Annotated in this window: 13 protein-coding genes; 8 read left to right on the top strand and 5 right to left on the bottom strand. The window is 45.9% G+C overall.

From position 1 onward, the window contains the following. Positions 1 to 49 precede the first annotated feature (49 nt). Positions 50 to 4,546 carry a golvesin C-terminal-like domain-containing protein gene (locus AC58QM_RS11685; RefSeq protein ID WP_497284048.1) on the top strand — a complete coding sequence of 1,499 codons (4,497 nt, stop codon included), beginning with the start codon at positions 50 to 52 and terminating at the stop codon, positions 4,544 to 4,546. A gap of 261 nt (positions 4,547 to 4,807) precedes the next feature. On the opposite strand, the gene AC58QM_RS11680 is transcribed toward AC58QM_RS11685, so the two are convergent. From AC58QM_RS11680 to AC58QM_RS11660, 5 genes are all read right to left on the bottom strand, one after another. Beyond that, entirely contained in the window at positions 4,808 to 6,694 is a 1,887-nt protein-coding gene (locus AC58QM_RS11680; protein WP_497284047.1) for an FAD-dependent oxidoreductase, read from the bottom strand. Next, complete coding sequence (locus tag AC58QM_RS11675) at positions 6,691 to 7,401, bottom strand: hypothetical protein (protein ID WP_497284045.1); 711 nt, start codon at positions 7,399 to 7,401, stop codon at positions 6,691 to 6,693. The genes AC58QM_RS11680 and AC58QM_RS11675 overlap by 4 nt, the downstream gene beginning before the upstream one ends. A 232-nt stretch (positions 7,402 to 7,633) precedes the next feature. Continuing rightward, positions 7,634 to 13,498 (bottom strand): cadherin-like beta sandwich domain-containing protein, encoded by a 5,865-nt coding sequence (locus tag AC58QM_RS11670; protein ID WP_497284043.1) that lies wholly within the window; start codon positions 13,496 to 13,498, stop codon positions 7,634 to 7,636. Between the two features lie 176 nt (positions 13,499 to 13,674). After that, positions 13,675 to 14,421, bottom strand: a complete 747-nt coding sequence (locus AC58QM_RS11665) for a LamG domain-containing protein (RefSeq protein WP_497284041.1) — start codon at positions 14,419 to 14,421, stop codon at positions 13,675 to 13,677. A 136-nt stretch (positions 14,422 to 14,557) separates the two neighbouring features. Beyond that, entirely contained in the window at positions 14,558 to 16,333 is a 1,776-nt protein-coding gene (locus AC58QM_RS11660) for a hypothetical protein (protein ID WP_497284039.1), read from the bottom strand. Positions 16,334 to 16,697: 364 nt separating this feature from the next. On the opposite strand from AC58QM_RS11660, the gene AC58QM_RS11655 reads away from it, so the two are divergent. The 7 genes from AC58QM_RS11655 (at position 16,698) to AC58QM_RS11625 (ending at position 26,823) form a co-directional block, all read left to right on the top strand. Then, positions 16,698 to 18,479 (top strand): sensor histidine kinase, encoded by a 1,782-nt coding sequence (locus AC58QM_RS11655; protein ID WP_497284037.1) that lies wholly within the window; start codon positions 16,698 to 16,700, stop codon positions 18,477 to 18,479. Then, positions 18,451 to 20,064 carry a response regulator gene (locus tag AC58QM_RS11650; RefSeq protein ID WP_497284035.1) on the top strand — a complete coding sequence of 538 codons (1,614 nt, stop codon included), beginning with the start codon at positions 18,451 to 18,453 and terminating at the stop codon, positions 20,062 to 20,064. Before AC58QM_RS11655 ends, AC58QM_RS11650 begins: the two co-directional genes overlap by 29 nt. Positions 20,065 to 20,224: 160 nt before the next feature. Then, positions 20,225 to 21,625: an ABC transporter substrate-binding protein gene (locus tag AC58QM_RS11645; protein ID WP_497284034.1), complete on the top strand. Its 1,401-nt coding sequence runs from the start codon at positions 20,225 to 20,227 to the stop codon at positions 21,623 to 21,625. 231 nt (positions 21,626 to 21,856) lie between these two features. Then, positions 21,857 to 22,738, top strand: coding sequence for a carbohydrate ABC transporter permease (locus AC58QM_RS11640; protein ID WP_497284032.1), 882 nt, complete (start codon positions 21,857 to 21,859; stop codon positions 22,736 to 22,738). 18 nt (positions 22,739 to 22,756) lie between these two features. Continuing rightward, positions 22,757 to 23,635, top strand: a complete 879-nt coding sequence (locus AC58QM_RS11635; RefSeq protein ID WP_497284031.1) for a carbohydrate ABC transporter permease — start codon at positions 22,757 to 22,759, stop codon at positions 23,633 to 23,635. 52 nt (positions 23,636 to 23,687) lie between these two features. Then, a complete protein-coding gene (locus tag AC58QM_RS11630; RefSeq protein WP_497284030.1) occupies positions 23,688 to 24,608 on the top strand; it encodes a dihydrodipicolinate synthase family protein in 921 nt (306 codons plus the stop codon). A gap of 214 nt (positions 24,609 to 24,822) precedes the next feature. Continuing rightward, a complete protein-coding gene (locus AC58QM_RS11625) occupies positions 24,823 to 26,823 on the top strand; it encodes an exo-alpha-sialidase (RefSeq protein ID WP_497284028.1) in 2,001 nt (666 codons plus the stop codon). Positions 26,824 to 26,899: the final 76 nt, after the last annotated feature.

The following is a 26,899-nucleotide window of genomic DNA, read 5'->3' as shown; positions in this document are numbered from 1 at the left end:
GGAAAGGAGATTATTGGGATCACATACAACTTATTAAGAGGAGGACTTTATGTATAACCTTACGTCTCGTTGGTTTATATCTTTCCTCATCATGACCATGCTCACTGTCTGTATGCCTGCCACGCTAAGCTATGCTGCAACTGCGGAGAATCCAGACTATACACTTCTGTCTGGAGATCTAGTCATTGACAACAGTGATACCGGTCAAGTTACACAAACGGGCGCCTGGTCCGCAAGCACTGCCGCCGGCTGTTATGGCGCAAATGCACTCTACACAGCTCCATCCAGTAGTAAGGATCGCGCTGTGACCTATACGCCTAATGCACTGGCAGCAGGTCATTATAATGTCTACATTTCCTATACTTCAGCTAACAACCGTGCGAGTAATGTACCTGTGGACATCTATCACGATGGTGAACTTTCCACGGTTAGCGTTGACCAAAAGGTTAATGGTTTTCAATGGGTATCCGTGGGTACATACTATTTCTCTGCTGACGGGACCGATTTCGTACGAATTAAAAATGCGGGAACGCCAACTTCGGGGGATGGCTATGTCATCGCAGATGCCGTTCGCTTCTCTCCCAATACAACCGTATCCCCTCCGACTGCATCCTCTCCTCAGTACGGAATCATCACGGGTGATAAAATTATTGATAATTCCGATGCGTCAGGCGTGAGTCGCATTGGCTTCTGGTCAACCAGTACGGCAGCAGGTCGTTACGGCGCCAACTCTTTGTACACGGCCCCTGGCGACAGTAAAGACCGATACGTGGAATACGAGCCACAAGGGCTAGCTGCCGGGAATTACAATGTTTATGTGTCTTATGTGTCTGGTACGAACCGAGCCAGCAATGTACCGATAGAAATTACACATAATGACGAGATTCAGACCGTGATGGTCAATCAGCAAATCAATGGATTTCGCTGGTTTAGGGTCGGTACTTACTATTTTACAGGCAATGGTAATGAAGTTGTCCGCATCAAGAATGCAGGAACACCCTCTTCCGGTAATGGCTATGTGATCGCAGATGCCGTCCGCTTCTCACCTAATAGTGTCGTCCCGGTACCGCCTCCCAAGCCGGATATGAAGCTGAGCAACCTCACCGTAAGTAAAGGGAAATTAGGACCTGTCTTTGATCCCGACACAATGACATACACCTTAAATGTGCCTAATACCGTCAGTAGTCTTGCCCTCACTGCAATAACAGCAAGCTCCTCAAGTGAAGTAGGGTTAAGCATCAATGGAACCTCAGCTACCTCCGGCACCGCTAAGACCCTTTCACTTACAGCAGGCGCAAATAATGTGCCGATTGTAGTCACAGCGCTTAACCAGCCCGCCTCCAAAACATATACACTCACAATTAACCGTGCTTCAACGACAAGCTCAGATGCATCGCTTAGCAGTCTAAAGCTGAACAAAGGCAGCCTTTCGCCTGTTTTCCATCCGAATATCACTTCGTATAGCGTAGCTGCCGGTTATAGCCTGTCATCTGTGACGATTACACCGTTCGCTAATGCTGATAGCTACCAAAGTATTACTGTTAATGGTGTAACTGTAGCCTCTGGCGCCTCAAGTAGCGTCAACCTCACTACAGGCGTTAACACGGTTACTATCGTTGTCAAAGCAGAAAACAACACAACTAAGACGTATACGCTGACGATCACAAGAGCTGCATCTACGAGCAACGACTCCGCGTTAAGCAGGCTTGCGCTAAGTGAAGGCAATCTACTTTTCCAATCTGCTGTAACCAGTTATCAAATAAAGGTAAGCAGTCTCGTTGATAATCTTCTTGTCACGCCTGAGGCTCGCTCTCCCTTCTCTTCCTCTGTGAAAGTGAATGGCACCACGGTAGCTGCCGGGACAGGGAAGGAAATAACACTGGCTACCGGCGTCAATACCGTAACGATCGAGGTAACAGCTGAGAACGGCACATCGAAAACCACGTATACGGTTCAAGTCGAACGCAATGCATCCGCAGGAGAAACCGTAGGGCAAGCCGGCATTACCCGTGAGCCTATTGCCACAAGGATTAGTCAAGCGGTGATGATGTTCGCCGGTAATCGTGAGGGCTATATTCAAAATGTGCGCAGAGCTATCGATTTGAATAATGATTTAGTTAAGCCTTTCTTGCAGGGGAATCTCATCTACGTTCCGCTCAAATATACAGCAGAAGGCTTAGGTGCAACTTCCACAGCAGCGAGTCCGGTCACCATGACGGTAACCCGAAACAGCAACGTGTATGTTTTTACAGCGGGAAGCTCCCAAATTAGTGTAAATGGTCAGAACACCGCTATCCCTGCCCCTGTTATCGCTCAGGCTGGACAGTTGTTTGTCTCTGCTGAGACCATCACTCAAGTGACAGGAAACTACGCCTTTCAGGATAGCAGCGGCCTCGTCATCTTTAGTTCTACAGCGGCTATTTTTCAGTTGCCTGGCGAACAAAATCTGGTTCAATACATCATTGACGGTTTTCGCTATCAATGGGGAAATGTCGAAATTTATCCCGGCGGATTCGTTACTGGCATGGTCATTCACCCTACTGTAGCTGACCTTAAATATGTGCGAACAGATGTAGGCGGTGCCTATCGTTGGAATTCCGTCAGCCAGCAATGGGTCCCACTCATGGAAAACTTCGGAACCAATGAATTAAACCTACAAGGCATAGATGGCCTTGCTATCTCTCGCACCAATCCGGATATTGTCTATGTCGCAGCGGGTATGTACGGCAATAAACCAACAGAGCCTCATGATGTGCTGAAATCTACCGATCGAGGGCAAACTTGGCAGCGTACGAATCTGAATAAACGTTTTTATGGCAATAGTACCGGAAGCGCTGGAGATCAAAGATTGGATGGGGAGCGCATCGCCGTTGACCCTTATAACGCCAATATTGTGTACGTAGGTACGCGGTATGATGGGCTTTGGGTAACAACCGATGGTGCACAAACATGGAGCAAAGTGACCGCTATTCCTTCTGGAAACTCACCAGCCGGCGTAACCAACGTTGAGATCGATTACAGTGCAGGCTCGGTGAGTGGGAAAGCAAGTACGCTTTATGTAGGTGTAGAAGGTAGTGGTGTGTATAAAAGTGTAAATGGTGGGGTGACATGGACCTCCACGATGTCTTCACTCACTTCTGGACCTGTATTCCCTCGTCGTATGTCACTTTCTGGTGATGGAAATCTCTATGTCACCTCCATAACCGGACTAAATCGAGAGAATTTAGCAGTAGCCACAGCGCCAACCAACGGTGTGTTTAAATACAATGGATCGACATGGACGGATGTGACACCATCGGCAAGTACAGGAAAACCATTTGGTCCTATCGCTGTTAAGCCTGGTTCGCCTGGCACACTCGTAGCCGTAGAAGGGTATTACGAATCATCCAAAGTTTACCTTTCCACGAACAGCGGTGCATCATGGACTTATAAAGGTGATTCCTACGGAGCTAGTTCACAGTTCCTCTTCGATCCGCATCACACGGAAGATCTGTACGATTTACACGGGTCTGGTATTCATAAAACGCAGAACATTACGACTCAGGCTATCAGTTGGATCGAAGCTGGTAATGGGATTGAAGAGCTATGCGCCCTTAAGCTGCTGTCGCTTCCTAATGGCAGATTAATTATGGGTACTTTGGACCGAGGCGGTTTCTCCACAACCGACATCAGTACACCAGCTACTCGTTTGACCGGTCCAACTACTAGCGAGAATACGGCTATCGATTTCTCCGAAGTTGATCCCAACTACGTGTTCCGACTGGCTAGCAGTCAACTAGGTGAGACTCCTCGTGCATCTTATTCCACCAACGGCGGACAAACATGGACGGAAGTCACCTATCCTTATGGCTTTGGCGGCAGTGTTGCGGTCTCTTCACAGAAACAGGCTAACGGCCTGCCACTTGTTGTCATTTTCACAAATGATCACACACCTAAGCTCTCCAAAGATTTCGGTCAGACATGGGAAGATACCGTTTTCTACGGTGTTCCAGCTCCTGTGTATACCGGCAATATCTATAACTCCCGGCGTTATAGCTTGGAAGCTGACAGAGTGAACGGCAATGCCTTTTATCTGTACGATACGGTAGTAGGTACATTTTATAGCAGCAAGGATGGGAAGAATTGGACGCTTCAATCTAACGCCCAATTGCCAAGCAACGGCTCTTCCGATATTGCTGGCGTACGAGCAGCCCCTTACCTTGCAGGCGAAGTGTGGGCTAGTGCAGGCAATAGCGGCTTGTTCCGCTCCTCTGATGACGGCCGCAATTTCACCAAAGTGGCTGCTGTACAGGAAGCGCTTCTCTTTTCTTTTGGCAAGAATGCCACGGGCAGCAGCGTGCCGAGCGCCTACGTTTATGGCAGAATAGACAACCAGGACGGTATCTTCCGTTCCGATGATCTTGGTGTCACTTGGACGCGCGTTAATCATGATGCCTACCAGATTGGGGATGATCCCAAGTCGTTGGTCGGTGATCGGAACCAATATGGTACGGTCTACGTCGGCACCGGAGGAAGAGGCATTTATTACGGCCGTCTCCTTCCTTAGCACAAAAAGCAGGGACCCCAGTGTATGAACTAGGGGCCCTGTTTTTTATTTATGAATGAGAACTTGCTGGAGATACTCGAATTTTTCGAGTATCTCCTTGCCTTTCGGCCGGGCTCGCTCCCGTTACTCGAATTTTCCGAGTATCTCCTTGCTTTGCGGGCCCGGCGCGCTCCCGTTACTCGAATTTATCGAGTATCTCCTCGCCTTGCACAATCAAAAAGCAGGAACCCTCGTTTCTGCACAAGGGTCCCTGCTTTATTTTTACGAATGAATACTTGCCTCTGTTACTTGTGCTGAACCACAATAAGTAAGCACATAATTCCGGATATTCTCGACTGATTCATATTCGAATGTCAGCTTCGGCATCGTCGTAATATGCAGTAGATGACGATCATCTTTAAAGCTATCCAACAGACTTGTTTTCACCGAATCTTCCAGCTCAGGATGACTCGTCGCAATTTTAATTAAAGAAACTGCAGCATGCGAAATCACTTGATAGTACAATTCGTTAAAGTTTTTACTCGTGTTAAACTTATAATTAACTTCTTTTATGACATGGTATAAATCCTTATCAAATTCTGTCACATTACACAAAATTTCTTGCAGCATCGGCACGCACGTTTTATCTCCTAACTTGCCCAGAAGATAAAGCGCAATGGCTGTGCGAAACTGATTCGTTCGACGGCAATCCTTGTAATAGTAAGCATCTCGTTTGCGAACGATCTCATGTAACACAGGAATTGCCGATTCTTCACCAATAATCCCCAGGCTTATTGCAGCTCCCCAACGAAGCCAATGATCCTCGGCAGCCAACCATTCTTTCAAGTGCGGCGTGATCTTCTCACCCAGCAATTTACAAGAATAGATCGCGATACCTGGCATTTCAGTCGCAAGATCTGCCTTGATAGCCGCTGGATCCGTCATCCAATGAATCTGCTCCTTGCGGAAGGAATCATCAAACCAAATCCCCTGATCATGATCGTCAGCGAGACAACCGCTCCTCTCAAGAATGTCCTTAATCTCCCCATAGGGCACACGATCTGTTTCCACCCCATGCTTAGCTGCCAAAGCTGCTACAACGCCTGCGCTCTCGCCGCACTTCTGCATATCTCTCTGCATACGCAATAAACTGGCCACATCATGATCCATACCCAGATGGCGTCCGGCTGCTAAAATGCCTTTAAACCCTTTAGGTGTCAATGAGCGAAGTGAAACGGGAACAGAAAAACATGCTGTACTCAAATTAGCTGCCACATAAAGATCCTGTAAAGCTTCTGTCTCTAGCATATTGTCTTTGCCGTGCTTATCAAAATCACAGTATCCGTAGAATAAAGGCTCATCCTCTTTCTCGCAAATGATGACCTCTTCCATTGTAATATTTTTTTCTGCGTCTATGACTCTGCCTTCTCGAATGCCTATGAAAGGAGCAAAGAACATAACGCGCTTCTCGTCATCGCTAAACTCCTCCAACAGTTGACTAGCGTGAGCCTGCAAGATCCCCTGAGTCAATTCGAAAGGATCATAATGATTGACATATCCACAATCGTGATTAGTTCGAGTAATCGTTCCTTTATGATGTAACCATACTTTTACACTGGTAAAAGGTCTACTCATCCCGTCGGATTCCCGCCCTTGATGCGTTGCACATCCTGCCAATATACACACTTCTGAATTGGCAGTCGCATCAATCACTACGTTGCAAGCAACATTCCATTGCCGACCATCAGAGAACAAGGATACACCTTTTACTGTATTATCCTCTACAAATACCCCAGTCACCGTGGTTTCAAGTGAAAGTTTCGCACCAAGCTCCGTGATTCTGTTTTCTAAGAAATATTTCTTTGGTTCTACTCTGTCCAAAAAATGAGCTCGACCTAAACGCTGCGCCTCATCATCAATATTGATATGCATGCCTCCAGCCAGACCATAGTAATAGCCTGACACATACCCCATTGTGCCCATCCCGCCAATGCCCATAAGGCGATCTACACCAAGAACGGATGCCCCCTGAGCTGCTGCAGAAATAACCGCAAGCGCACCAGCTGTACCTACACCTGCTACCAGTACATCTACTTGTTGATCAAACGTTGTATGAGTAGCAGGCGTTTCGATCATTGCACCATTAAGTTTACGGCGATAGATCATCATGATACCAGACTCCTTCCCAGTTGGACGCCAGCATTTATGCTTTCATCCAGTTCTGTATAGCAAGCTGCGGGCCATACAAAGTACCCCTCATCCTCTTTACGCTCGCCACTCGCCACCCGATCCTCGAAACAGAAAGCAATTGCCGCTACTTTCCAATTACTCAACTGTGTAGGTCGAGCAAGCCAGTGCTCTATTAACTTGTGCCGCGCTTCTGCGACAGTCCATTCCAATTCAGCATCTAATTTTAAAATCGCTGTGCTATACGTTTGGTTATGGTCCTCCCCCACAATCGTGATGCCTGGCCAATCCACCTGAGGGACAGCATCTCCTTCTTGCTGGATAATCAGTGCATTCAACGATTTCCCCAACATCTCGGTCTCTCTCTCTGTTGTCGTATCGACAAGTAGCTGCGTTTCCACTTTATGGAATCCAGCTGTATTGAGAATTTCCAGTTCATAGCCACCATTATCTTGTTTCGTGATGGAAACGACTTCTGTACCTAGAAGAATATCTGTGTTCAGATCTCTAAATTCCTTATAAAAGGACGCGCCATTCGCATAAATTTCTGGTTTTTTATAGGCATTAACAAAATCATACGCCACCATTTCCGTTTTGTTGATAATGAGTGCTTTGAGGCTAGACTGCACCGTCTTCGCCAGTCCTAGTGCGGTAGTTGTCGCCCCGATAATGATCAGATCGTACTGCATCCCTTCTCCTCCTTCATACTGTTAAGCTTGCATTGTTTGTATGTTCAAAAACTTTTTTATCTTCTACCCATTTATACCAAATTGCTTAACAAGATGAATTAACAAATCAACGATGACTTACGTAATTCTACTGACATTTTGGCAATTCATATGTATCAGCCAAGTTATTCAAAAATTAGGAACAGTTACGCCTCCGCAGCATCGTAGCTGCAGAGGCGCTTTGGACATCTGTTTACTTGTCTTTATCTTTATCTTTATCTTTATCTTTGTCCTTATCCTTATCCTTATCCTTATCCTTATCCTTATCCTTATCCTTATCTTTATCCTTATCCTTGTCCTTGTCTTTACCCTTATCCACTGCCACTTCTCGCAGGATCGTCAAGATATAGCTCTTTACCGTTATTTCATCTTGAGCAGTCACCGCTATTGCAACGGTATTCAACCCTTCATCTAGGTTTACAGTCATTGTACCGCCTGATCCCACCGGCTGACCGTTTACAGAAAGCAATTTATACACACTAGATGTTACAGTTGGCGTAATCGTCAGATGCTGCACAGCATGACTCACCGTCACCGCATATTCCGTAACTTGCGGTTGAAAGATGATACTGCCAGCGCTTAGAACAATACTACTCAGGGAGGCATCATCACTGAGAATGATTTCTGGTTCCGGTGCAACGACCAGCTCTAATTGACCGAAGCCTGCTGGATTCTTGTAGTTATCCATTGTCCCGTTCCAGGCAATAATGGACTCCCTGTTGCCATTGGCGTTGTTGCCATCGTTGTCAATATTATCAACATCAAATCCGATAATCTTCCCTAATGCGGCAGTTGTATTTAGATTGGCCCATGGAATTAATATCTCCATCGTATAGCCCTCTTCCGTAATCTGCCGGGCAAACTGAATGCCCGTACTGCTCTTATTCCCGCCTACCTTGACAATGTTCCAATCCATTCCGAACATAAGTTGCTTGTCATAGGTACCGTACGTGTTATTTCTGTTGTCATCCGGACTGACATAGACCTCCAAGGAATCACCTTGATACACGGTTGTTGGATGATGGACCAGCTGTTGATCTTTCACCTTAAATCCTACATAGAGATTATTCTCATCCCACATCGTGCCAAAATACGTTATATTATTGGGTCTGTTTAAAAGCGGTTTCCCCATCAAATGAGGAAGGGACCAATTCTCTTCAGATAACACTCCATCTACGGTTACTGTGCTGTCCGTGAAAGGAGCTTGTATCTTCGGTATAATCGTTTCTTCAGGCAGAGTATACTGAATCGCGACATCCTTTGGCATCGCCTCGTTGCCTGCCTCATCCACTGCCTCAACGCGATAGGTCGTTAAGCCTGGCTGCAAAAACAGCAAGCGCTCAAACGTCCGATCGGGATTCAAATCGACAGGGTCGCCATCGATGAAGACGGTTGCTTTTTCGCTCACAGCACCCTGAAGTAAGTAATAATCATGATCTGCTGTAACGGTCTGCGCAGCCAAATTAATGACCGGAGACACACTGTCTAGTGTCAGTTGGAAGGTAATCGGCTCAGCAGATTGATTTGCACTGTTGACAGCTGTTACTTCAATAGGCGTTATCACGCCTTCTTGCAGGTTAATCTCCTTACTAAAAGTCAACTCCGGTCCAAGCGTTGCTAGCTGTCCGTTCACGCGAACAACCGCAGACGTATTCGTTATGCCTTTCACGGTATAAACGGCTTGATTGGTATACGTTGGCGACGCATCCAGTGAAATACCAACATAAGTAGCATCATAACGAACGTTAATGATGATGGGGACTGACGCGTTGCCTGCGCTGTCCACGGCTTTTACGGAAATCGCGTTATCTCCCGGTGCTAGCTGGATGGTTTGACTAAACGTCCCCTTCAGCATTGCTGGATAAGCCAAGTCATTCACATACAGCGTGGCATCCTCACTGAGTGTACCAGAAACTGTATAGAGCGCATTCCGCACCGCATAATTAGCATCTTTGACTACAGAAGTGCCAGATTGGTCAACTGTCAGCTTTGGCGGGACATCGTCCGTTTCAAGTAGATGACCATAGTAAATTCCACGTCCGCCTGTTCCAATGTAGACTTTGCCATATACTTTACGATCACCCACCATCGACTTAGGATCGTCGGCTATCTGATAGGCATCATGATTGATCCGCGTCCAGGTTGCTCCCATATCGTCGGAGCGGAATACCCCAGTGGCATTATTAATCCGCCCGTACACGTAAGCAGAAGGATTCGTCTGACCTGGCTTGTTTTTACCGAATGAGAAAAGTCTTGCTTCCTGAACATTACTGAGTTTGGTGAAGTTCTTTCCATAATCACTGGAACGATAGAGACCGCCTTTATTCGCACTAGCCCATACTTCACCTGCTACGTAAGGTGCGGCTTTCACACCCGCAATAGTTGAAGCATCATTTTTGGCAAGAATGGCCGTGGATTCCAGCTTCCAGTTCTTCCCGTTCGTGCTGGTATACAATTTGCCCGCTACGGTATCAAACAAATAGAACGTATCACCCGTTACTCGATCTGCCTCTAACCCATATCTGCGAGAAGTAAAAGTAGTTCCTGTGTATTTAGGTGCAGTAACACCTTCGAATACAGTATCCTCCCAAGTAAGACCAAAATCTCGGGACAGTTTTGGTGTGTTGTTATTCGTCCAGGCTACGACCAAAGGCTTGCCATTCGCCTGTTTGGTTGAAGATACGGCTACACTGCCCCCGATACCGTACGCAAACGGAGTTGCAGGCTCGTTCCACGTCATGCCGCCATCTGTCGAATATGCCGCCCTTGCTGTCGCACCAGCTGAGGAGCTCATGAGCCTAAATACATAGTTCGGGTCGCCTTCAGAGAAATCTAACGCTGTATTCTCACTAGATTCAGGTGTTAACCGTATTGCCGGAACTGTTATATCCGTCGAAGTAAATCCTCCGCGATCCAGCGTTCCCATGATTAGTGTACCGTTAGGCAGAGAAAGCATCTTTGTCGCACATAATTCTTCAATACCGTTACCTGCTTCGATCCAAGAAATGGATTGCGTAGCAATATTCATCGTCTTGTGAATTCCGGATCCGTGAAGATCGTACAATGCCTCTGGATGATGCGGATCAAACAGAAATTGTGAGCTCGCTCCCACAGAATTGCCTCTCTGAACCCAGCTGGATCCTCCATCCGTAGAAACATAAACTTTGGAAGAACGGTAATACCCTTCAACAGATACCACGAGATTGGGATTCGCTGGATTGACGGCTACCGGACCAAAAGGCAGATTTTTGCTAGCCGCAGGCGTGACGTTAGACCATACCCCAGCTTGATATTTAAACACGCCATTCGTAGGTGCTGAAGTCACATTAAGATCACCGCGATTCAAGCCTGTAATCGAAGTAACATACACAGCCCCATCGCTTGCAATGGCCATTCGCCGTGGATATACAGCGCCAGAGGTCAGATCGGTGATCGTAGCTTCCCAGTCTTGCCCCCCATTGATACTCTTAAATACGCCTTTCCCTTCGACACCAATGTAGATCACCTTTGCTCGGCCATCGATCATCCCTGCACTGTAATCAAATTCTACGTTGGTGACACCTGCTGGTGCTGTACCAAAAGGAATAGCTCCTACTTGCTCCCAATTAGCCCCGCCATTTAATGAACGCCATAATCCGTCGTAACGTGTCCCGACATAGACAATTTGGCTATTATAAGGATCCACTTGAATTCGTTCACCATCAAGACGTTGATCTCCTGAGCTGCCTGTGCTATTGCCGAAAAAGCGTTTATTGAGCCCCGTTCTGTGCCAAGTTTGGCCGCGGTCTGTCGATTTAAGCACATCATGAGGTTCCGTTGTTTTGGTGCCGTACATCCCTGCTGCTACATAAACAATGTCTGAATCGGTCCGGGACACCGCGATACCGTCAACCCCAATCAGATTTAGTTCATCTAATCCAAAGCTTTCCATAAGAGGCACCCAGGTCTGACTTTCAGGATTCCATCGGTAGGCACCACCTACATCCGTTCGTACATATTTCAATTCTGGCTCCACGGGGTGAAATACCATGCCAGTTACAAAACCGCCAGGATATATTTTCACATTTCCCCATTCATACAAAAAGCCATTGACCAATTCATCCACCAATCCAGCTTCCAAAGGTAATTGGAATAATTGAGGGGTGTTGCTAATGATCACTAATCCCCTGCTGTCCTGAAATAAGGATTTTTGGAATACATCCGCCACAGTCTCCGCTGTAACAAAGAGTTGACCTTCATTCAAAAGCACTTCAGCAGGGATCGCTCTCGATTGGCCGTTCACTACAACCTGATTGCTTCCTCCCATAAAGACAGCGCTCACTCCGTTATAGTTCGCAGTAAGGGTATTGGCGCCTTGAGCCCAAGATACTTGCGCCCCTATCCCTCGTGCCACATACCCAAGTGGCACATATAGATGACCCGCTTCTCGGAAAGGCTTGATCAGACTATTATTCAAATCAATTGCCGTGCGAACATTATTCGTATAGGCTTCGTTCTGACCTGCAAACAACGCAACAGCCTGACTAAGCTTCAGCGCAATTTGCCCGTTGGCAACTCCCGTTTGGCCAACAATTTCCCCGGTCGTCGTGGCCCTCGTAATCCGCAGCGTATAGGTTTTTGTCGACACCATATCTTCCGCTGTGACTTGAATGGATACGACATTGAGTCCTTGCGAGAGAACAGCCGAGTAGGGATTACCTGAAACGGCGGCAACACCGTTCACCGTCATACTTTTATAAGTGGAACGAGCTATAGGTGTAATCTCGATATTTTGGATCATACTACTGACAGACACATTGTAATCTGTTAGTTCTGGCTGAAAGGACATGGAGCCTGCGCTGATCCACAGTGCGCTAAGCGCCGCATCATTGCTGGACGAAGCGACACGGGTCACCTGCAGCAGATAGGTCGTTGTCGAATCATTCTCTGCAGTTACTGTAATCGCAATGGGATTGATTCCGACGTTCAGTGGTACCGAATATGTGCTGCCCGATACCGTGTTACTACCGTTTACTGTCAAGCTTTTATAAACAGAGGAACTGACCGTTGGGGTAACATCAATTGTTGATACTAGATTGCCTACACTTACTTGATACTCAAGCACATTGGCTTGAAATATCGGATCAAGCGTACCGGGATTAATGGATAAAGCTAGTAATTGACTGTCACTGCTTACTTCCTCCGTGCGTGTAACCTGAATAGTATATGTCTTAGTAGATAATGGGTTGGTTACTGACGTCACTGTAATGGAAACCGAATTGGCTCCAGGATTCAAAGCAATGGAAGTGGGTTGTCCGGAAGTGGTGGAAACACCATTAAGTGTTAAAGCTACACCTGCAGAATCCGCAGCGATTGGCGTGATGTCCACCGAAGTGACGCTCGAACCAACAGTGACGGAGTAGCTAGTAACGGAAGACTGAAATCCCGGCGATAACAGACCAGAAGATAACTGAACATCGCTTAATTTCAGATTAGGGGGAGCTGTAATACTCGTATTCGGGGAAAAACGAATAGCATCGGCAATCGTAAAGCCGGTTGCGGTAGTGCCGTCACCGTTCTTTCGAATTTTGACAAACTCCGTGCCATCGCCTGTAAAATAATAACTTCCTACTTTAAACCAATTCTCATTTCCGTTTTCTTGCTGATTAACGGTAACCGTATGGGTTTCCTCATTGTGAAAAACATCAACCAGGACATTATTAGCCCATGCAGAGGAGCGCTTGTAGGACATATATACATCATAACCGCCTGGTGTCAGTGCTTTGACTCCCTTCGGGGTGTATTTCACAAAACCTCCATCCGTAGTCGATTTCGGTGCAGATAATGCAGTCGTTCCATAAACGATATTCCCTTGCGTGCTTACAGCATTCCAAGGGCTCCCGCTTCTGGTGACATACGTAGTGCCTGCATTGTCATCAATGACAATATCGTTCTGATTTAATTGCTGATTCAAATTATCATCATACACACCTGCATAGGCGATTCCTGCAAGGGTTCCATTCGTAATTCCCCCCAGGAACAGCACTACAATCATAAGACGGCATAGCCAAACTTTCATAATTACGCATCTCTCCTTTTGGATTCTCAGACTGTTAGCGTTTTCATTATAGCCGATTGATGCGTAATTAAAATAAACATATCTATGCTTACTTTAGAAAATCTAAGGATCTCACGCCAAAAAACCAGACCACTGTTCTAAACAGCTGTCTGGTTTTCCCATTATTCTAGTCATGCTTACTTCGATAACAATAATATTTCCTCGTCTGTTAACGCTTTGTTATACACAGCCAAACCACCTAACAAGCCAGCAAAGAAATTCCCCATCTCCCCAGACCGATGAACAGCACCAACCGTAAAGTCAGCGCCAGTGGCTCCACCATCAAACAAGCCTTTCTCGTACAAGTAAGGGTTGTATGCTTCTCGTCTGTCGAGAACCCCGTCCATATATACTTTGGCATAAGTGCCATCGTAGGTGAAAGCAAGTGCGTACCACTTTTCATTCAAAAGAGGCGTTTCCCCAATAGCTGTCGACATACACCATGGATGACCTGGCGTTGGTCCCCCTTCGGCGGAGACATGTCCACCTACTTGATTGCTACTTTGCCAAATTCGCAAATCAAGAAACATCGCATATTGGCGCTTCTTCTCAGTTTCATTCCACATACCAGCAATAGCTTGACACTGTTGATTTACACGATTGTCACGTTTGAGCCAAGCCAAGATCGTTAGCTCCGCTCCTGATCCGTGAAAATCAAGCTCTGCACAATCTTTTCTCGCCAAATTGAACCATTGACCAAACGCCAGTTTAGCCGAATACTCCCCAAAGACCCCTTCTTCTACCCGCTCAATTGGGCCTTCCATTTCCTGAAGTGCATAGGTAAATGGCCCTTTAGCAACTCGCGCCTCACCCGCTGCTTCTTGAAAATCCCAAAAACTAACCAAGGATTCCTGTTGCAAAATCAGTTCCGCTTTCTTCGACATGCGCTGCATCTCCATTCACGCCACCTTCGATCGCAATTTGAACACGCTTTAATAGGATTACTTAACACCCAATTCTATCCTTTTCTTCGTGTTCGTCAATACCCTATGATTTCGTAAGGCCTTGTATTAACGCTTTTTATGAGAATTTAATTTTCCATATAATTTCCATATGACTGCCTAATTCTTTCTTATCCAGCTCTGTTGCCCATACTGATTTCGTTTGTAACGGGCCATGCGATGTATGATACAGAGGATCCTCAACCACATTCTCGGTGGAAACAAACGCCAGTCCTGTTACCTCGAATTCGGCAACAGCCCCGGAACCGAAACGGATGCTGTTCGCATGAACCTCGGGTTCACTTGAAAAGGTAGCGAACTCCATGACAATTCGTTTCGGCAACTCTCCACCTGTGAACGTGAAGGTGTCCTTGCGCGTAATGGATTTCTCCCCAAAGGTGTACGTACTGACAGAGCGTATGCCTGCATCAAGCTGAAGTATCTCCTTCTCCGTTACTTGACCGAGAATATCTTGTTCATAGCGTATAGTATACGTACCCGTGTTTGTATCCTCCGCTGTCTCCACTTTCCTGGCAAAAGCAACAGGTGCAGCAAGGCGACCATCCGCCCATTCCAAAGTAGGGATGAGCTGCGGGTGACAAGTATTGGGCGGAGCTTCAAGCACACGTGGCTGAAAAGGAATCGGCAAATACGGCGTATACACCCATTTCCCCCATACCTCATTCACGATCGGAAGCGAGTAGACGTTGCCATGCTTACGGATAATAGCCATCGCTCGCGTAAATTCACCTTCTGCGAAGGTTACGAAAGTATGTTGCGGTTGACGGTTTAGCAGCTCTTGGTACCTCTCCTCGGATACTTGCTTGTCCTGGTAGCCAAGCTCATTCCATTGCTCAGAGAGCCGAATGATGCCGATGTATCCCTCCAAATTCGCCATCAGAATCCGATGCTTATGCCGATAACTATCCGTTCGACGACCTTTCTCCCATAGATTGACCGAATTCATCTCAGAGTCATGCCAGTAATGAATGAGTTTCTCAGCATATTTAATATGATACGCATAGGCAAGTTCTGTTTCTTCTTCCGATAGCCATCCCAACTTAGCAGCTGTCAACAAGCAGTGAACGCCTTTATCTCCATAGAAACCGATGCTCCTCCCATAGGTGAAGCCATCTCCGTGTTCATTCGCAAGCCTTAGATAAATGGAAGTAACACTTTTCATCATCTGTTGAACTTGTTCCGATACTTCCAACCCCAACTCAATAAGTGTTTCATAGATTTCAAAAGGGATTGCCATCGTATAGATATCGAATCTGCCATGGCCATTCGATTCATCCATATAACTGTGATCCCCTGAGTAGGAGGAAATATGATGCATTAACTTCTTAAGTAATTCATCTGCAAAAACGGGGGATTCCCAGCCCAGCTTCTCTCGCAATACGGCAATTCGAAAAGCAACGCCATAATAATTCGTAGGATAATTGCTATGTAATTGCAAACCATCCTCGACGACAAAGGTGCGCCAGTCCATCTTTTCTTTCAGATACACCATCATCTCGGGAGGAACGACCGCTTCCAAAAGACCCTGTTCTTGCAAGGCATGCAATCCTTGTAGATAGAACAGAATTCCCCATGTCTTGGCAGGCAGCTCTGAACTATACCGGATCAGCCCTGGGATCGCAGCCAATAACGCTGCAAATGAGTCATGTTTTCGCTCCAACCGTTCTAACACAAATACTGCCGAAAGCACAGCGGAACCGGAAACAAAGCCCTCTTTGTCATCAAAAACATCCATACCATCCAACTTCATATCTTGTTGTTCGTTGCACATTTGCTCCACATAAGCCTGTAATCTTGGCAATGCGTATTGCTTGGCTAGCTGATTAAGAGTCATCCTATTCCGTCTCCTTCTTTTCGAAAATTAGAATGTCATGCTCACGTTAACTATCGTATCATTAATGAAGTGTACTGCAACAACGTTTTTCTTTGGTCTTCTCTCTCCATCCACAACTAATAAATAAGTGAACATTTCTCCAAAAATAGTGAATCAAGCTTGAAAATGCTCAAAATAATGAACAGTTCCATCGCAAAACAGTATTGAATCCACTCTTTTTATTTAGTTTACTTAGAGCAGGAACTATATTTGGGAACCTACTAGGGAAATTGCAAAATCTGTCGAATTTAGCAGTATCGTTATCCTCCCTCCGTAGGAAGGAATAAACAGCCTGCTTTTTGTCATATGAATTCGGAGGTCATCCATGAAACTCCAGACCAAAATTATGTTTTCTGTTGTCTTATTCCTGATCATTCCATTCTGCTTTACTTTCTACTTAATCGATAAACCCATGGAAAAAACGATTGAACAAAAAATCGGTAAATCGAATCAAGAAGCGCTTCACATTACGCAATTAAACCTACAGGAAGCTGTGGGAGAAATGATGTCTTCGACGACATCCATTTCACTGGATGAGTCATTAATCCGCATATTAAAACAACCTGACCAGTTTAGCGTCTACGAAAGACTGCGTGCAGCTGACCAAACGCTTTCCAAAATGTTTAGCATTTATCTGCATCGCTGGGAGTACTCGATATCCATCCTAGATGAACAGGGCCATCTGTACTCCTCCCTAAACAATCAGAAGACTTCAGATGCCTGGCTCTCCTTCTACGACAACTATACCCGAACGGAAGGAACGCGAGACCGTTTTCAATGGGTCTACCATGAGAATCCCTGGTTTGCACCATCCAAAGGCCCGTTTATTTCACTGGTCAAAACTATCAATGATTTTGAAATGAATCGACGCGTCGGCGTGGTTGTCATGACCGCTAGCAGCAGTGAATTTCTTCATCTTTTTAGCGAGCTGGAAGGAGAAGTTCTGATTCTTGATGACCAAGGCAAAGTCCTTGTACATCCAGACCGAGCCATGCTTGGCAAAGATTTATCGAGTGAAAGCTACGTCCAGCAGATTCTCAGCGGTACAAACGGACAGTTGGTAGATGAAACAGCGGAGAATAATGAAAGAATGATTATCAGTTATGCAACCGTTTCCAAGACGGGTTGGAAGCTCATCCAGCGCATCCCTTATAATTCCGTTTTCAAAGAAATTTTCAAACTGAGAGAAATTAACATAAGCATTGTTGGGGTCATTTTTGTTGTGTTTCTATTGATTACCTATTCGATTGCCTATGGGGTAACGAGACCTTTAAAACTGCTCCGAAGAAAGATGCTTCACATCGAAAAAGGAAGTCTGAACTCCCCCATTCAAGTACGAGGCTCCGATGAAGTCGCGGCGTTAATGATGTCCTACAATCAGATGATTGTACAGATCAAAGAACTAATTGAAAATGTAAAATACGAACATCAGCAGAAGGAGCATCTCAGGTTCAAAGCGCTGCAGGCGCAAATCAAGCCGCACTTTGTCCTGAACACGCTCAACAATATTAAATGGATGGCCTACATGCGGCAGGACCATGAAGTTGGTGAAATGATCTCCGATTTGGCGTTGATGATGGAAGCCAGTATCGGTCGAGGTGAAGATCAGATACCGCTAAGTATGGAATTGGGCTATATTCAGAGCTATGTGCACCTGCAGAAGATTAAATATAACGAGAAAGTATCGCTGGTGATCGATGTGCCGGAAAAGTTGCTGAGTGTTTCCATAATTAAATTTTCTTTGCAGCCCCTAGTGGAAAATAGTATCTACCATGGTATCGAGCCTCTCGAAGGAAAAGGTCTTATTGAAGTTAAAGCTTGGGCTGAGCATCAACAGCTGTTCATCCAGGTGGCCGACACCGGAATTGGCATAAAGACTGAGAAACTTCTTAAGCTCCAAGAAGCCTTGCAATTGCCCGATCCGCCAGCAGATTCGTTGCATGTTGGCTTGCTCAATGTCCATCACAGAATCAGGCATCAATTCGGCGCTGCTTATGGCCTTTCACTGACCAGCTCGGAAAATGAAGGAACAAGAATTCTCATTACGATTCCATACGCCAAAGAGGAGGCAGAGCTGGATGCTGAAAGTATTAATCGTCGACGATGAGATGCTCGTAAGAGTGGGGATGAAATCCTTGATCTCCTGGGAGAATCATGGTTTTGAAATTATTGGGGATGCTGGCGATGGCGAGAAAGCGCTTGAGATCATGGATAAACATCTGCCCGACATCGTCCTTACAGATATTCTAATGCCCAATATGAATGGTCTGGAGCTCATTGGCAGAGTTAAAAAGCGCTCTGAGCATATTCGGGTCGTTGTCCTCAGCAGTCATAGTGACTATGACTATGTCCGTGAGGCGATGAAACTCGGTGCAGATGATTATATTCTCAAAGCATCCGTGAAACCAACAGAGTTACTATCGCTGCTACAAGAGCTTGCCGAGTCCATTCATCAGGAGCGCAAGCTGATCTTGAATCGATTGGAATCCACGACAGATTCCAGAAGCGGCGCACTGGATGATCGGAGCCAATCGTATCTTCGGCTCCTTTGTGAGAGTAGTTTGACCGACGAACAGTTAGCCGATTATCGCAATCGATTGCACTGGGAGGAAGCTTCCGGCTCTCAGATGGCGCTATTGCTAAGAATTCATCAGGTCGATGCCTTCAACAAGGATCAGGATCAGCTGCTCAAATCGCTGACTTATCTGGCCGAGCAACAACTGTTACCGCTAGGCCGTATCGATTCCGTACGTTATAAGAATAATGAGCTAGCTTTATTTATGTTAGATATGGATATACATCGAGAACCACTAATCGAGGAGCATGTGCAGGATTTGATTATTGCAGCCAAACGATTCCTGAATATCACAATCAGTGCAGGACGAAGCCGTTTGTTTCAAGGGATTGGTGGTCTTTTAACAGCATTCATCGAGGCTAAGGAAGCGTCCAAATATAGTTTTTATCAGGACATCGGTGGTAATTACAGCTATCAGAATAATTTCTTCAGCAGCCGCTCCACTACGGGGTTCCCCTACGCTATCAAAGTCGGCGTTGATTTGGAGCAGACGATCCAGAGGTGTGATACCGACAAACTAGATCAGTGGCTGTCTGGTTTATTCGTGGACCTGCAAACAAAGCGATATGAAATAAGCATCGTCCTCGATATATACATGGATGTCTATCATCAGTTAAAAACGATCGCCAGCGGACTGGAGCTCGATTGGTCCGCAATTGATACAACCCACTCCCCCCTATTTGAGCAGGTTCTTCACCTGGAGACGCTTCAGGATATGGAAGTACGCGTCAGACAGCTAGCTATTACACTCATTGAGGCTTCCGAACGCAAGAGAAAAGGTACGTACCGTGAAGAAATTCATTACCTTATCGACTATATGCACCAGCATTACGCAGGCAATATAACCTTAAGCAGTGCCGCCAAATTGGTCAACATGAGCGAGAGTTACATCAGTCATTTATTTAAAAAAGAGACGGATATCTCCTTCATTGAATTTTTAACCACTGTACGAATGAATAAAGCAGCCGAATATTTGCAAACGACGCATTTGCCTAGTTATTTGATCGCGGAGAAGGTCGGCTATGATAATATTAACTATTTTGGCCGAGCTTTCAAAAAGGTCATGGGCGTAAGTCCGAGCGAATATCGGGAGCATGGCGCTAGAACCTTCGAATAAAAGTGAATACGATTACCCGAAAAAATGAATACGAGAAAAAAGACCAAATTTAGTGAATCAACACCATAATAATAGTCATTCTGGTCCATTTGGCCCCCCTTTATAATGGGAATAGAAAGAAGCAAAGCCAGTTTGCCTATCAACCATGGAGGTGCCATTCATGAAAAAGATTACAAGAGGGTCAAGCATCACTTCACTAGTACTTGCTACAATGATGATTGCAGGCTGCAGCTCATCTGGAAGCACAGGAAATTCGCAGACTTCTAGCCAACCGGAAGCTGCAAAATCGGCTGCACCAGCAGCGACGACAGCCGCACCATCTGCGGCCGATAAAGCTGCGAAAATATCATGGTGGGGAGCATGGAACGAGGATCAAGGTCCTGGTGATATGATCAAAGAATTCAACAAAAAGTTCCCCAACATAAAAGTGGAATACGTTAAATTCGCGAACACCGATGAGGGGAATGTCAAAGTCGATACCTCGCTGATTGCAGGTCAAGAAATGGATGTTTTCTTCAATTATGGTGTGCCACGGGTGGAAGCTCGTGCGAAGAAAAAGCTGCTGCAAGACTTAACGGAATTTATCAGTAAAGATAAATTTGATGTAGAGGCTGAGCTGGGCAAGGAAATTTACAAGCAGGATGGCAAATATTTCGGACTGCCCGTCAGCTCGTTAACGGACTCCGTTTTTATTAACAAAAAATTGCTCGATGAAGCTGGTTTACCCGTACCGAAAAGTTGGTCTTTGGACGAATACAAAGAGTATGCGAAGAAGCTGACGAAGGGCGATGGTCCTGCGAGAGTTTATGGCACAAGCGATTTCCATTCCTTGTACTACTGGACAATGCCGGTTCGAAGTGTGTTGGGAACAAATGCCTGGTATAACAAGGACGGAGCTTCGAATTTTGACTATGCCGGCTACAAGAAAGCGCTAGAATTCAAATTCGCGATGGAAAATGTGGATAAAATTCAATATCCGTACACCGAGATTAAATCAACCAAAGCACAGGTTTTCGATTTATTTATGCAAAAGAAAACCGCCATGGCCGTAGCTTCCAATGCCATTTCTCGCTTTATCGGTGATACAACTCAGTATCCGAGGGACTTTGTCACAACCGTTGCCCCGCTTCCGACTCTAGAGAAGGATCAGAAGCAAAATCTCAATAACGGCCTGCATTATTTTGGCTACTTATCTATGAATCCGAATACGAAAGAGAAAGAAGCTTCCTGGCAGTTTATGAAATGGCTGGCAACCGAAGGTTCCATTCATCTAGCCAAAGTTGGACATATCCCAACGTGGAAGAAGACGAATAAGGATGCGCTTGTGAAGATCATGTTTGGCGAGGACGCCGACAAAAAGATTGATTTGGAAGCATTTAAGCGAGTTGTGCTCGATTATGACTCGGTTTCTTATAATGATACGATCTTTACAGGTTATGCTGAGCTCAATAAACTCCTGCAGGATGAAGCAGAAAAAGCACTCTTTGGTGTACAAAAGATTGATGAAGCCCTTGCCAATATGAAGAAGAAATCAGACGAAGCTATCAAAAATAGCAAATAAACTCAAATGACCCGCTGACAAAGCGGGTTATTTGTCATTCGCTTGTGTGCTGTCCCAGCATGAAGTTCGTGAGGCTAAAAACAAAATATTGAACAGCCTTTCAAAAAATGTGAACAGCCTCAAAAGGGCATGGAATAGTGAAGAAAGCCGATAAGATAGTTGATTCTGGCCAAGCCTCGTTTCTTTTACAATAAAATCATCCTCAACACAACATTAGAGAAGGTGAGAATCTTGAACTCCAAACGAGAGTTAACAACTGGCTATTTATTTTTACTGCCGAGCTTGCTTGGTTATGTGGTATTTCTGTTGTTTCCTATTCTGTTTTCCTTATGGCTGGCCTTCAGTGAATGGGATCTGATTTCGGGCTTAGACCATATTCAGTTTGTCGGACTACGTAATTTTATCGACATGTGGCATGATGAGCTATTTCTAAAATCGTTGAAAAACAATGTGATTTATTCCATTGTCGTCGTCCCGGTAACGTTAGCCGTCTCTTTATGTGTCGCGCTGATATTAAACCAAATGGTGTATGCTCGTAATTTTCTTCGGCTGCTGTATTTCCTCCCTTATATTACGACGATTGTCGCAGTTGCTATCGTCTGGATGCAGCTCTATCATCCGACCCAGGGTCCGATCAATCAGCTGCTCATGACGCTTGGCATCGATAACCCGCCCAAATGGCTCGGCAGTACCGAATGGGCGCTCCCTTCCCTCATGATCATGATGGTTTGGGTCGGTCTCGGCTATGACCTGATCATTTACATGGCAGGACTGCAAGGCGTTCCGAAGGAGCTGTACGAAGCTGCTGAAATGGATGGCGCAGGACGGTTTCGCCAGTTTCTAAACGTGACCATTCCTATGTTGTCACCTACCACCTTCTTCTTGTTCATCACACGGATTATTCACTCGTTTGAAGTATTCGCCCCCGTCAACATCATGACCGATGGTGGACCAGGTGATTCGACCTCTGTCCTTGTTTATTACATTTATGAACTCTCTTTTAAATTTTACAAGTTTGGCTATGGCTCTGCAGTCGCTTGGGTGCTGTTCGCGATCATCTTCATCATTACACTCATACAATGGAACCGCCAAAAAAAATGGGTTACCTACTAGAAATGGAGGTCTTGCACGATGGAGCAAGCAGCAGTTATCACTAAGCCTTCCCGTCCAACCAAAATGTCGTTCCGCTTGGATGTTCCTAAGCTCATCATCACTCTCCTTATGCTGCTGTTCGGCTTATTAATGATGATGCCTTTTGCCTGGATGATTTCAGCCTCACTTAAGAAACCAATCGAAGTCTTTCAATATCCGATTCAATGGATACCTCATGAGCTGCAATTCAGCAACTATAGTAAGGTTTGGTTTAATAAAACGTATCCCTTCTATTTGTTCTACTGGAACTCCATTAAAGTCGCTATCCTGACGATTAGCGGTACCGTGTTGATTAGCGCTACGGCCGCGTATGCGTTTGCCCGCATGGATTTTAGAGGGAAGAATATCGTATTCATGTTGTATCTGTCTACGCTGATGATTCCTCCTCACGTTACGCTAGTGCCGCGATTTATTTTGTTTCACTGGATAGGTGTCTACAATACGCACTGGGCGCTGATCCTACCGGGAATGTTTAATGTCATCGGCATCTTCATGCTGCGGCAGTTCTTCATCAGTATTCCAAAGGAAATATCGGAAGCTGCGCATATCGATGGGGCCCATCATTTCAAAATATTTTATAAAATCATCATGCCTCTCTCCATTCCCGGCGTCATTTCGCTGGTCATCTTGTCCTTTGTTTGGAACTGGAACAGCTACATGGATCCGCTGATATTTATTACAAGTAAGTCTCTCTATACGATTCCACTTGGACTTCAGACCTTGAATGATGCCGAAGGCGCTCAATACAACTTGGTTATGGCCGGGGCTACTTGTGCAATTATCCCTATTATTGCGGTGTTTCTTGCTGGTCAGAAGTATTTTATACAAGGCATTGCTTCAAGCGGGGTTAAGGGTTAACCCTATAAATGGAATAACACACTATACGATATGTAGAAATGAGGTCATTTTCATGTTACAAACTAAAAAACTATCCGGTGTCATCCCTCCTATCATCACACCATTAAACGCAGATCGAACCGTGGATACGGCGGCGCTTCAAGGATTGGCTCGCTATATGATGGATTGCGGTGTTAACGGCATTTTCGCTATGGGCACTGCTGCAGAATCTCCGATGTTGACAAGGACACAGCGTGAACAAGCGCTCGTCGCTTTATCGGAAACGTGTAAAGGCAAGATCCCTTTACTATTCGGTGTGATGGAGACCAGTACAGACCGTGTGCTTGAGCTTGTCAAAGAAGCCGAGGAGCTTGGCGCTGATGCCATCGTCGCTGTAACTCCCTACTATTTCCGCGTGAAGCAGCAGGAAATTGTTAAGCACTTTGCGGCAATACGTGAAGCTACCGATTTGCCTCTCATTATCTATAACGTTCCGGTTTATACGGGCAATCCAATCGAAGCAGAGACCGTTAAACAGATTGCGCAATTCCCGAATGTCATCGCCTTTAAAGATAGTTCGGGCAACATGCAGCAATTTCAAAAAACAATCCGCTTGATGGAATCGGACCCTACCTTCTCTGTTTTGCAGGGTGTTCAAGTGTTAAGCATCATCAGCTTGCAGATGGGCGCTAGCGGACTGATACCGGGAGTCGGCAATCTCATCCCCGACCAGCTCGTTTCCCTCTACAAGGCTGTACATAGCAATAACCTTGCGGAAGCTTACCGCATTCAGGATTTTATTGAGCAGTTGGAGGCTTCCTTCTCCATAGAGGGCTACTCCCTCCCTGTGCTCAAAGCGATGCCGCAGCTGCTCGGTTTTGGCCAAGGCATCCCACATTACCCGCTCTCTCCTTTATCCTCAGATGGGCTGGACCGTCTCAGAGCTGTGCTGCGGCAGGGCGGTGTATCGATGAAAGAGCTCCATTCCATCTAGATGACTTCTCAACAATGCTGCCTATACGGGCAGCATTGTTTTTAGCGTTAAAATAGAGCATAGCGTGAACTTAGGCTCATTACGTAAAAATTTGAATACGCCAGACATCTCATTAAAAAAATGAACATTTGTAACAAAATCGTTGCTTCTTGCCCACAATTAAAACGCTTACACTTAAAATGAATTCAACTAAATTGTGAAAGGGGCAATGGTTATGGATGTGAAAAGCATTCGAAAAGTGAGCTATCGGTTGATATTAAGCTTGCTTGCATGTTGGCTGACACTCAATTTATTTCCCGGGAAAAGTGAGGCAGCCTCACCCATTTTTACAACATCAACGATTTGGAACAGCGGGGAAGACAGCATTGCAGAGCATTTTGTGTACGGATTGACTGTTGCTGGGAATGGCGATGTGCTAGCTTTTACAGAAGGACGCATTACGACAGGTGATACCTCACCACATCATATTATGATGAAACGCAGCACAGACAATGGCGCTACTTGGAGTTCAACAAGTACGATCGTTACCAGCTCAAGCGGCGAATGCTATGCAAATCCTACGCCTGTCATTGATCGAACCACCGGCAAGATCTTCTTGTTTTATGCGCAAAATTACAGTAATAACTCGTCAGATGTTTATTATATTTCCAGTACGGACAATGGCACGAGCTGGTCCTCTCCTGTCAGCGTAACTTCTAAGTTCAGTGGTGATCCGGAAGCGAGAGAGTTTCACCTTCCAGGGCCAGGTCATGGTATTCAACTAAGTGGAGGACGGTTGCTGATGCAAGTATGGCATCGCCATCCAGTCAACCTATCGGTTAATCTGCGTGAATATGGCGTATCTGTTCTCTATAGCGACGACGGAGGCACAACTTGGAATGCCGGTGGCTACACACCAGTTAGCAGTGCTTACCCCGCTAACGAATCACGTCTTGTTGAGCTCGATAACGGCAAGATCATGATTAACGCGCGTTACGCCGCAGGCGGTACACAACAGCGGATTATCTCCACCAGCAGCGACAACGGGTTAACATGGTCAAGTCCTTCCTTCGATTCGGCCATGATTCCTTTTAGTGCCGTTGACGCCGGCATGGTGAAATTATCCTCAGCCTCAGGAGGAAATCCAGGTCGTATTCTGTTCAGCCGACCAGCGCATCCAACCTCGCGCGAGAACATGGTCGTCAGCCTCAGCTATGATGATACGAATTCATGGGCAACCAGCAAAACGATTACAACCGGCAGCGCCTCGTATTCCGACTTAACGGTGCTGCAGGACAACTCCGTCTTGCTGCTATATGGGGTAGGCACAACCGTTGTGAAAGCTGCCCGCTTTAATCTAGAATGGCTGACTGACAGCAAAGATACTTTTGCTGACGGTCCCTCTACGCTTCAACGCAAGTATGAAGCTGAAACGATGAGCGTAGCCGCTACGTCAGGCGATGTCATTGGCACCTATGCAGATACCGCTGCCAGCGGTGGCGCTGTATTAAAGTATTTAGGCACAGCCGTAGGTGATTATGTCTCACTGAATGCCGCCGTACCCTACGCGGTTAACGGCAATATCACCGTCCGTTCTCGTACGGCGGACAACCGCGCAACCGTTCAGCTGTCCATTGAGGGTACAGCACAAGGCGGCGTATTCGATCCATACAGCTCAGTGATCGGTTACCGAACCGATAACTTAGGGATCAAATCATTTACCACCGCTGGGACCAAAGTATTTAAATTTGCTGCAACTGGCAAAAATGCGAGCAGCACCGGGTACGGGATATTCCCGGATGCTATTACGCTAACACCGGAGCAAATCTACGAAGTTGAAGGACTACCGGTCAGCGCTTCATCCGGAGATACACGGAGCTTAACAAGTAACGAGGCTAGCGCCAGCAGCACAGCGCTTAGTCAATATGCCTCGAATGCCGTGAATGACTATGTAACCTTCAACGTGAATGTCAAATATCCGGGCACCTATCAGGTTAAAGTTCGAACGAAGAATTCAAGTACTACTGGTACTGTGCAGTTGAACATCGACGGCACCAATCTAGGTTCAGTATTCGATACGTACGCCGCTGCAGCTACTTATCAGGAATATACCCTTGGTACGCAAACCTTTAGTACTACTGGCAACAAAGCCTTCAAACTGACCGTAAGTGGGAAGAATGCTTCTAGCACCGGTTATGCTATGATGCTGGATTCGATTATTTTGATCCCGCAATAACAAAACAGTCACAAGGGTGTACCAGAAGCTAAATGGCTTGTGCGAGGAAGTGGATTAGGCGATTATTTCGACTTGC

The organism is Paenibacillus sp. J22P165, assembly GCF_059692015.1.
Note: the sequence above shows the minus strand (reverse complement) of the source record. Positions and strands in the feature narration are given on the sequence as shown.

Coding starts and splice junctions, on each gene's coding strand:
- AC58QM_RS11685 (WP_497284048.1), top strand. CDS start 50: ATGTATAACCTTACGTCTCGTTGGTTTATATCTTTCCTCATCATGACC.
- AC58QM_RS11680 (WP_497284047.1), bottom strand. CDS start 6,694: ATGATGATCTATCGCCGTAAACTTAATGGTGCAATGATCGAAACGCCT.
- AC58QM_RS11675 (WP_497284045.1), bottom strand. CDS start 7,401: ATGCAGTACGATCTGATCATTATCGGGGCGACAACTACCGCACTAGGA.
- AC58QM_RS11670 (WP_497284043.1), bottom strand. CDS start 13,498: ATGAAAGTTTGGCTATGCCGTCTTATGATTGTAGTGCTGTTCCTGGGG.
- AC58QM_RS11665 (WP_497284041.1), bottom strand. CDS start 14,421: ATGTCGAAGAAAGCGGAACTGATTTTGCAACAGGAATCCTTGGTTAGT.
- AC58QM_RS11660 (WP_497284039.1), bottom strand. CDS start 16,333: ATGACTCTTAATCAGCTAGCCAAGCAATACGCATTGCCAAGATTACAG.
- AC58QM_RS11655 (WP_497284037.1), top strand. CDS start 16,698: ATGAAACTCCAGACCAAAATTATGTTTTCTGTTGTCTTATTCCTGATC.
- AC58QM_RS11650 (WP_497284035.1), top strand. CDS start 18,451: ATGCTGAAAGTATTAATCGTCGACGATGAGATGCTCGTAAGAGTGGGG.
- AC58QM_RS11645 (WP_497284034.1), top strand. CDS start 20,225: ATGAAAAAGATTACAAGAGGGTCAAGCATCACTTCACTAGTACTTGCT.
- AC58QM_RS11635 (WP_497284031.1), top strand. CDS start 22,757: ATGGAGCAAGCAGCAGTTATCACTAAGCCTTCCCGTCCAACCAAAATG.
- AC58QM_RS11630 (WP_497284030.1), top strand. CDS start 23,688: ATGTTACAAACTAAAAAACTATCCGGTGTCATCCCTCCTATCATCACA.
- AC58QM_RS11625 (WP_497284028.1), top strand. CDS start 24,823: ATGGATGTGAAAAGCATTCGAAAAGTGAGCTATCGGTTGATATTAAGC.